General features: G+C 69.6%; 7 protein-coding genes and 1 tRNA gene. 2 read left to right on the top strand and 6 right to left on the bottom strand.

Annotation, left to right across the window (positions count from 1 at the left end; translation table 11 throughout):
* On the bottom strand, positions 1 to 438 hold a 438-nt coding region (locus GH736_RS13455), incomplete at its 3' end, for a phytoene desaturase family protein (protein WP_159604085.1).
* 79 nt (positions 439 to 517) lie between these two features.
* Positions 518 to 964 carry an SRPBCC family protein gene (locus GH736_RS13450; protein WP_159604083.1) on the bottom strand — a complete coding sequence of 149 codons (447 nt, stop codon included), beginning with the start codon at positions 962 to 964 and terminating at the stop codon, positions 518 to 520.
* Between the two features lie 167 nt (positions 965 to 1131).
* On the opposite strand from GH736_RS13450, the gene GH736_RS13445 reads away from it, so the two are divergent.
* On the top strand, positions 1132 to 1971 hold the full coding sequence (locus tag GH736_RS13445) for an SDR family oxidoreductase (protein WP_159604081.1): 840 nt from the start codon (positions 1132 to 1134) through the stop codon (positions 1969 to 1971).
* A gap of 106 nt (positions 1972 to 2077) precedes the next feature.
* The gene (locus GH736_RS13440; RefSeq protein ID WP_159604079.1) at positions 2078 to 2578 is read left to right on the top strand and encodes a DUF4383 domain-containing protein; all 501 of its coding nucleotides are present in this window, start codon (positions 2078 to 2080) and stop codon (positions 2576 to 2578) included.
* Positions 2579 to 2655: 77 nt separating this feature from the next.
* On the opposite strand, the gene GH736_RS13435 is transcribed toward GH736_RS13440, so the two are convergent.
* From GH736_RS13435 to GH736_RS13420, 4 genes are all read right to left on the bottom strand, one after another.
* Positions 2656 to 2994, bottom strand: coding sequence for a hypothetical protein (locus GH736_RS13435; protein ID WP_159604077.1), 339 nt, complete (start codon positions 2992 to 2994; stop codon positions 2656 to 2658).
* 103 nt (positions 2995 to 3097) lie between these two features.
* On the bottom strand, positions 3098 to 3769 hold the full coding sequence (locus GH736_RS13430) for a DUF6766 family protein (RefSeq protein ID WP_407922348.1): 672 nt from the start codon (positions 3767 to 3769) through the stop codon (positions 3098 to 3100).
* 150 nt (positions 3770 to 3919) lie between these two features.
* Positions 3920 to 3993 (bottom strand) — tRNA-Leu (locus GH736_RS13425).
* A gap of 34 nt (positions 3994 to 4027) precedes the next feature.
* Positions 4028 to 7534 (bottom strand): DUF7507 domain-containing protein, encoded by a 3507-nt coding sequence (locus GH736_RS13420; RefSeq protein WP_159604075.1) that lies wholly within the window; start codon positions 7532 to 7534, stop codon positions 4028 to 4030.
* Positions 7535 to 7885: the final 351 nt, after the last annotated feature.

Genomic DNA, 7885 nt, shown 5'->3' with positions numbered 1-7885 from the left:
ACCCCTCCAGCCGCCGCTTCGCTGACCTTGGGCTCTCTGTCGGTGCTCCACCAGCTCAGGTCGCCCCGCGGTGGATGAGATGCTCCGCGAGGACTGGAACGGCGTGGTGACCGGCATGGACGAGATCCTCCGCCGCGCTGAGGCTGGGGAACTCTGAGACTGGAGCGGATGCCCGTACGAGACCGGCGGCAGCCGCAGCTCGATGCGCCGCGCGAGCTGGAACTCGCGGAAGAAGCGCGACGCGAGCGCCATCGGGTGCACCGCCGAGCAGACGTCGTGCCGGAATCCGGGGAGCGTGAGCTCGGACGTGCGCGCGCCGCCGCCGATCGTCGCGTTGCGTTCGAAGACCTCCACCGAGAGACCCGAGCGTGCGAGCGTGACCGCCGCGGCGAGGCCGTTCGGCCCGGCTCCGACGACCACCGCGTCCACGTCGGTCACGCGGTGCGCTTCCGGCGCAGGCGGCGGACGACGGCGCGGCCGATGCCGGCCGAACCGCTGATGCCCACCGCGGTGGGCATCAGGGGGCCTCGCCCTGGCGTCCCTCGGCGAGGAATGCCAGCCGCTGCAGGGTCTCCCGGTTGCGGAGGTGGAGCATCGGATCGGTGAGGAATCGCGGGATCCAGCTGCCCGGCCCCTCGACCGGCTCCTCCTGGATGCGGACGATGCATCCGCGCGACCCCGTGCGCACATCGATCGTCACGCGCGCCTCCCCGATGGGCCACCCCTTGGCGCGGACCACGGCGCGGCGCGGCGGATCCCACTCCAGGCTGACGGTGTCGTCGTCGATCAGCAGTGGCCACGCGCCGACGGAGTGATGGAGCTCGCTGCCCTCGGCGGGCCAGTCGCGATCCACGGCGCGCATCCGTGAGGCGCCGACGACCCAGCCGGGATAGAGCCACCCGTCGGCGAGGACCTCGAACACCGCCTCGGGCGAGCACCGCATGGCGCGAACGTTGCGAGACACTGGGTTCCCTTCCGGGCCGGGCGGGCGCACGACCCGTTCCGACGCTATTCGCGCGTCGAGGCCGTGTCGCGGGATTGACACCCGGCTGTCAACCCGGTTGTCGGCGGAGTCGGGCGCTTGTGGGATGAACAGACGATCCAGGACCGACCGAGGAAGGGCGCACCGACATGAACCAGCCGGCACAGCAGCAGGAGTTTCCGGGCTCGGAGCAGGAGATGACCCCGAAGCCCGACCACGGCGAGGAGAGCTACCGGGGCTCGGGGCGACTCGAGGGGAAGGTGGCGGTCATCACCGGCGCCGACAGCGGCATCGGCAAGGCGGTGGCCATCGCGTACGCGCGGGAGGGCGCCGACGTGCTCGTCAGCTACCTCGACGAGCACGAGGATGCCGCCGAGACCTGCCGCTACGTCGAGGAGGCCGGGCGTCGCGCCGTGTCGATCTCGGGCGACCTCGCCGACCCCGCCCACTGCCGCGAGGTCATCGACAGGGCGGTCTCGGAGTTCGGCCGCATCGACGTGCTCGTCAGCAACGCCGCGTTCCAGATGGACCACCCCACGCTCGAGGAGATCCCCGACGAGGAGTGGGATCGCACCATCGCGGTGAACCTGAGCGCGTTCTTCCACCTCGTGAAGGCGGCGCTGCCGCACCTGGGCGAGGGCGCCTCGATCATCGGCTCCTCGTCGGTGAACTCCGACATGCCGTCGCCGTCGCTGATCCCGTACGCGGCGACGAAGGCCGGCATCGCGAACATGACGGCCTCGCTGGCCCAGCTGCTCGCCGAGCGCGGCATCCGTGCCAACAGCGTGGCGCCCGGGCCGGTGTGGACCCCGCTCATCCCGTCGACCATGCCGCCCGAGAAGGTGGAGAGCTTCGGAGACCAGGTGCCCATGGAGCGACCGGCCCAGCCGGCTGAGCTCGCGCCGGTCTACGTGCTGCTCGCCTCGGACGAGGCCAGCTACGTGTCGGGCGCCCGAATCGCGGTCACCGGAGGGAAGCCGATCCTCTGAGGTCAAGCCCCTCGCCGCAGCCGAGCCGTCGGAGTGATCATGACCTCGAACGGGGTGATACCCCGAGGGGCCGGCGCCGAGGTGCCGGACGACAGAGGAGGTTCCCATGCACAGCACCACTCGTCCCGTCGATGACCGGACGAGATACGCCGAGACCGCGGTGCAGAAGGTCGCACTGGTCTTCGGCATCGTCTTCGCGGTGGTCGGCATCGCCGGGTTCATCCCGGGGCTGACCACGAACCTCGACACGATCCAGTTCGCCGGGCACGAGTCCGAGGCCCTGCTGCTGGGCGTGTTCCAGGTGTCGATCCTGCACAACATCGTGCACCTGCTGTTCGGCATTGCGGGGCTCGCCGCCGCGACGAGCTTCGTCGCGTCGAAGAACTACCTGATCTGGGGCGGCGCGATCTACGCGCTCCTCCTGGTCTACGGGCTCTTCTTCTCGAGCGACCAGCCGGCCAACTTCGTGCCGCTCAACTCCGCCGACAACTGGCTGCACGCCGTCCTGGCGGTCGCGATGATCCTGCTGGGGGTGCTGCTCGGTCGTCGTGAGCGCGATGCCCGCACCACCCCGGGTGCGACGGGCACGCCGGGCACGGTGCGCTGACCACGAATCGCACGCACGGATGCCGCAGCCGACCGGGCTGCGGCATCCGTCGCTCTTCGTGCCGGGTACGGCGGTGCTCAGAGGTCCTCGACCCACTCGGGCATCTCGTCGACCGCCGATGCGGCAGTCGGGACGTTGCGCATCGGCTGCAGCCGTGCCGTCATCGCCTCCAGATGTGCCAGCACGTCGGGGTCGCGCAACTCGCCGAACGGCGAGTCGGCGGGCTTCGCCATGATCTGGCTGGCCGGACCGACGAGCACCTTCACCATCTGGCGCTCCCCGTCGTCGTCGAGCGTCGGGATCTCCACCGTCGACGCCGTACTGCTCTGCGCAAGCGCCTGGCTGTAAGTGAGCAACGCCTCCGCAATCTCGTCACCGGTCATCAGCTCACCGCCGGCATACACGATCGTCATCACCGATCAAGGATGCCTCAGCCCCCGGTCGTTCGGGACCGGCTTGACGGCCGCGACCGGGCGCGTTATGCGGTCGGCCCGCACCGCGCTCGGGAGTGGTCCGCGACTACTCGGCGCTGACCGCGCCCTCGTGGTGCGGGGTCCCGACCGGCTTGGACTCCGCACTGCCGCGCTGCCGCAGGACGATCGACAGGGCGACCATGCTGCCCACCGCGAGGAACTCGGACTGCCAATTCTGCAGGGTGCGGTTCCAGAAGTCCGCCGAGAGCAGGTACTCGCCGAGGGTCAGGAGGTCCTGGCCGTGCTCGGCCTGCTCCGCGTTGAAGACCGTCTGCCCCGCGATCCCCTGCGCCAGCCACGACAGCAGGAAGATGGCACCCATCGTGATGAGGAGGGAGTTGCTGTAGACCGTCTGCCGCCAGCCCGTCGCCTTCGCCCATGACGGGGACTCGGGCTCGGCGTACCGGCCGACCTTCTGCTGCTCGTCGCTGCCGATGCCCTCGTGCCCGACCTCCTTCGACTCCGGCGATCCGGCCTGCACGAGCCAGATGGTCGCGAAGATGAAGAGGAAGAACTGCAGGTACTCCGACTGCCAGTTCTCGGCGACATCGACGACGAACTCCGACGAGGTCACGAAGTCGATCCAGGTCACCGCCGCGGCGCCGTGTGCGAGCTGGTCCTCGTTGAACGAGATCAGCCCCGCGACGGACTGGCCGATGAGGGCCAGCACGAAGAGCACGGCGAAGAAGATGCTGAGGGAATGCTGCCGGAGACGCACGCCGATCACCGCCCTGAGAGCCCGATGCCGAGCATGTACACGAGACCGACGGCGATGCCGACGATCCACGACGTGGAGAGGACCTTCATGCCGCGAAGATAACGCCGGTCCCCGCGGATCGGCAGCGGGTTGACGAGGGGATCGTCGAGGTGCTCCCGCTGGGATTCGAACCCAGACTCGAGCGAGTTTAAGTCGCCTGCCTCTGCCGATTGGGCTACGGGAGCGCGGCGCCGGCAGGGCCGGCGCCACGCACCCACACTACTTCGCGGTCCACCGTCGTCGGACGGCGAGGATGAGCGCGCCGAGCAGGGCGGCCAGGGTGCCCACCGTCATCAGCGTCACCGTCGCCGCCGTGCCGGTGGAGGCCAACCCGGCCGGACCCGGCGGCACGAGCGGCGTGACCGGGATGGGCGGAACCGGCAGCACGTCGAACGAAACGCTCGAGACGTCGCTCTCGACGGTGCCCTCCTGCGGGGTCGATGCCGTCGCGGTCGCCGAGTTGTCCACCCGGCCCGCCGTGACGTCGGCGTCTGTGGTCACGTACGACGCGGTGCAGTCGAGTGTCTCGCCGGGAGCCAGGTCCTCCTCAGGGCACACCACCACCGGCGGGGTGCCGGTGCCGGTGAACGACGCCTCGACGATGGCGATCCCCGACAGGGTGACCCCGCCGGTATTGGTCACGGTGAACGTGTACGTCACGGTCGCGCCCGCGCCGGTCACCTCCGCCGGGTCGACGGACTTCACCAACCCGAGCGAGGTGACCGCGTCGACCGCGACCGTGGCGATGTCCTCGACCGACGACATCGCCGACCCCGAGGGCGGCGTACCGGTCGCGGCGGCCGAGTTGACGAGGTTGCCGCCATCGATGTCGGCCTGGGTCACGGTGTACGTCGCGGTGCACGTCACCGTGTCATCCGGCAGCAGCTCGGCCGCCTCCGCCGGGCACACCGCAGCGGACAACGGGCCGGTCCCGGTGAACGAGCCCTCCGTCACTGCGACGTCGTCGATGGTGACGTTGCCCGTGTTGGTGATCAGGAACGAATACGTGATCAGCTGCCCCGCAGCGGTGACGGTCGTCGGGTCGGAGGTCTTGTCCATGGTGAGCGACGGCGACGCGACGAAGGTGATCGGCGCCACGGACGGCGTCGCGGTGATCACGGGACCGGATGGCGGGGCGGCCGACGCCGACGCCGTGTTCACCACCGACCCGGAGTCGATGTCCGCCTGCGTGAGCGTGTACGTCGCGGTGCACGTCACGTCGTCGCCCGGCGCGAGCGCGTCGATCTCGTCGGGCGGGCACACCACCACCGGTGAGCTGCCGGTGCCCGTGAACTCGACCTCGGGCACCGCTACGCTCGAGAGCGTCACGTTGCCCGTGTTGGTGACGATGAACGAGTACGTCACCACTTCTCCGGCTCGGGTGAACCCGCCAGGACCGGCGGTCTTCACGACCGTCATCGCCGGGGCCGGCGCGATCGTGGTCGTCACCGAATCCGGCGCCGACTCCAGCGGACCGCCCAGCTCCGAGGTCGCGCTCACGGTCGCCGTGTTGTCGACCGACCCCTGGTCGACGTCGTCCTGCGAGAGCGTGTACGTCGCGGTGCAGGTGACCGTCGCGCCCGGGATCGACGTGGTCGTCGGACACGTCACGGCCGACACGGCGCCCGAGCCCGTGAACGCACCCTCGTTCACCGCGATGTCGTCGAGGGTCACGTTGCCGGTGTTCGTGACCAGGAACGAGTACGTCACGACCTGACCGGCCGCCGTGAACGGGCCCGGGCTCGCCGACTTCTCGATCGTGACCGACGGCAGCGGCGTCGTCGGAATCGCCACGACGTCGGCCGTCGCCGTCACCTCACCGCCATCGGGGTCGTCGCCCGTCACCGTCGCCGAGTTCGACACCCCGGCGTTGTCGACGTCAGCCTGCTGCACCGTGTACGTCGCCGTGCACACCAGTTGCGCACCCGGCAGCAGCACCGTCACCGGATCGCACGTCAGGGCCGACAGCGCGCCGGCACCCGTGAACCCCACGTCGTCGACGACCGGATCGCTGATCGCGACGTTGCCGGAGTTCGTGACCACGAACGAGTACGTCACCACCGCGCCGGCCACGAAGCTGTCGGGATCGGACGGCGTCGCCGACTTCACGATCGACAACGCGGGCTGGATCGGGATCTCCACGAGCGTCGACGCGGTGCCCCCGCCGTCGGGCAGGGTCGCCACGTTCGAGAGCACGCCGTCGCCTGCCAGCGTCAGCGTGACCGAGTAGCTGATCGTCACCGACTCGCCCACCCCCAGCGGGCCCGACCAGCTCAGTTCATCGCCCACCACCGTCGGCGGTGGCGCACTACCCGACGCGGTCGCGTCGCCGTTGTAGGTCCCGTCGTCAGTGATCCCCGACAGGTCGTCGGTGAACGACGCGGGGTCGACCGCGGTGTACGGCGTTCCGCCGGAGTTGCGGACCGTCACGGCGTAGTTCACGACATCGCCCGCCTTCGACGCGACGGTCGCCGTCGAGGTCTTCCCGATCTCCAGTGCGGCCGGCGCGACGAACGTCACCGTGGCGCACGTGCTCGGAGGGTCGAGTCCGACCACCGCGGAGAGGTCGGTGGGGCAGTTCTGGTAGTTCTGCGGCGCCTCCAGGGTGGGCGTGCTCGCCGCCGTGACATCCACCGTGAACGTGCAGAACGGCACGCCCGCCGCGATATCACCCGCCAAACCGATCGTTCCACCCCCCGCCGCCGCCGTCACGACCCCGTTCGTGCACGTGGACGAGGCGTTCGACGGACTCGCCACCACCAGGCCCGACTGCAGGTTGTCCGTCGCCGACCACCCCAGCTTCGACGCCAGCTCATCGGTGTTCGTCACCGTGAAGGTCAGCGTCGACACCCCGTCGAAGTTCGGCGCCGAGAACGACTTGTCGAGCGACGGCGTCACATCCAGGATCCGGATGTCGTCGAACGCACCATCGTTGCCGCCACCCGTGCCGGTCTGATTGCGCATGACGATCCCGATGGAGCTCGACGTCGTGACGAACGAGGCCGTCGCCGGGAAGGAGCCGCCTCGATAGGGCTGCGTCACCCCTCCCGTCAGTCCATCGGTGCTGAGCACGCTGCTCCGCGGATCGGTGCAGGGGTCGATGACGCCCCCGAGCGGTTGCTCGACGGTCGGACTGCCGCTCTTGATGCTGAACTGCAAGCGAGGATGCGGCGCCAGACCGCAGTTGGTGGCCGCCGCGTTCACCGAGAACGTGAGATACCGCGACGGGGTCGGCAGCGGAATGGGCGTCACGGTCTCGAACTGGATCTGATTGTTCGTCGTCGATCCATACGTGTACGCGGCATCGACGCTGTTCGTGAAGGGATTCGGCGAGCCGTTGACGGTGCCCAGTGCGTACGCGAGCTTTCGAAGCGAGAGGTAGCCGCCCGTATCGTTCTGACACGAACCCGCTGCCTGCGTGTTCGTGGTCGACATGATGAAGCCGTTGCAGTTCGCCGCCGAACTCCAGTACGGACTCGCGGTGTAGGTGCCACCGATGCTCGACACGTAGTTCGCGAGCAGCTGCGGCGTCCCCGTGTCGGGCGCGTTCTCGAAGTTCTCCTGGTAGACCACCGTCGGCGGCGCGGGCTCGCCCGGATCGCCCGGCACGGCGACAGCGGGCGACGTCGCGAGGCCGACCGGATCGAGCGGCACCACCTGCTCGAGCGCGACCAGGCTGACGCCGGCCAACCCCCCGATCACCAGGGTCGCCCACAGTCGCAGCATGGTGCGATTCGAACCTGCGCGCACGTGTGCACCCACCGAGACCCCCCAAATCAGCGGCGGCGCCTCCACGCGCCTGTTCCCCCCGGAACACTCCGCATTGTGGCACGCATCATCTCAGGAGGGCAAAGGTTTTCTCGCCGGAGACGACGAGTCCGGCGTGACCGCGCAGTTCGCGCGGCCACGCCGGATTCGGGCGTGAGGCGTGCGCTACTTCGCGGCGACGGGCTCCGCGTCGGCCGTCTTCGCGTCGACGGGCTTCGCCTCGGCGGGCTTGGCCTTGGCCTTCACGGCCTTCGTGGCCGAACGCGGTGAGCGCCGTCTGCGGCTCGTCGAGCGCGCGCGGGTAGACAC

This window comes from Agromyces humi, from assembly GCF_009720255.1.
Taxonomy (GTDB): Bacteria; Actinomycetota; Actinomycetes; order Actinomycetales; family Microbacteriaceae; genus Agromyces; species Agromyces humi.
This window is presented reverse-complemented; position numbering and strand designations above follow the sequence as displayed.

What these genes read in the sequence shown, in the direction of transcription:
- GH736_RS13445 (WP_159604081.1), top strand. Translation starts at nt 1,132, where the DNA reads ATGAACCAGCCGGCACAGCAGCAGGAGTTTCCGGGCTCGGAGCAGGAG.
- GH736_RS13440 (WP_159604079.1), top strand. Translation starts at nt 2,078, where the DNA reads ATGCACAGCACCACTCGTCCCGTCGATGACCGGACGAGATACGCCGAG.
- GH736_RS13420 (WP_159604075.1), bottom strand. Translation starts at nt 7,534, where the DNA reads ATGCTGCGACTGTGGGCGACCCTGGTGATCGGGGGGTTGGCCGGCGTC.